The organism is Staphylococcus sp. 231237_7MaSpsaltlick, from assembly GCF_043107035.1.
This window is the reverse complement of record NZ_JBICNX010000165.1, coordinates 1-1,010: the sequence shown is the minus strand read 5'-3', so window position 1 is coordinate 1,010 and position 1,010 is coordinate 1. Positions and strand designations below refer to the sequence as shown.

At 32.2% G+C, this 1,010-nt stretch carries 1 pseudogene; it reads right to left on the bottom strand.

The features are described from left to right. Positions 1 to 903: 903 nt before the first annotated feature. Positions 904 to 1,010, bottom strand: a pseudogene (locus ACF91D_RS32460) (protein rep); the annotation flags it as partial.

Below are 1,010 nucleotides of genomic sequence, written 5' to 3'. Positions count from 1 at the left end.
TTCCAATTGCTTTATTGACGTTGAGCCTCGGAACCCTTAACAATCCCAAAACTTGTCGAATGGTCGGCTTAATAGCTCACGCTATGCCGACATTCGTCTGCAAGTTTAGTTAAGGGTTCTTCTCAACTTCAATAAATTTTCTCGGCATAAATGCGTAGTCTAATTTTTATTTTTAATAACCTTGATAGCAAAAAATGTCATTCCAATACAAAACCACATACCTATAATCGATAACCACATAGCAGCCATAGAATCACTCCTTTTTAGCAAACTTTATCACAATAGTTATCGCTTTACAGGTCTGATTTTCGTCGTTATAATCTAGTTAAATCCCGTAAGGGCGCACTTATGCGTTCTAAAAAGAACGCGTGCAAAAACCATAATCGACCTTCGTCAATTTTTTATCTTAGTTTTAAGTAATCGGTGTTGCAGCACAGATATAAAAATTAATACTGCATTATTAGTAATCGGCGTTGTGGCGCAGATACAAAAATTAATACTGCACGAATTTGAATCGACGTTGTAGCGTAGATATAAAAATTAATACTACATCAAAATTTAACTAAGATTTAAGCTACTAGTTTTTTGCTAGTAGCTTTTTTATTTTTTAAAATTTTAAATACCTTTATTTTGAATTTTAAGGGGGCATTTTAAAGATTTAGGGGTAATTCATATAGTTTTATACCTAAAAACTTATATAAGCTCTTAAAATGCAAATATGAGCAAAATAAATATATGCTATTTCCAAAAACAAAAATTTGAGCAAATCCAGTGTCGATTTTTTAAGACACTGCCCAGTTACATGCAAATTTAAAAATTGGCATAAAAACTGCTCAACCATGCCGATTGAACGCTATAGTTCCCGCAGGGGCAAAAAAACATAAAAAAACGCTAGCTTTTAAGCTAACGTTTCAAATCTTTTAAGTAATAATTTTGTTTTTCAAAATTCCAAATTGCCGTAATTGAATGTGCTTTTTCTTCTTCGTCTGTTGTTTTATCTTCGTCACTTG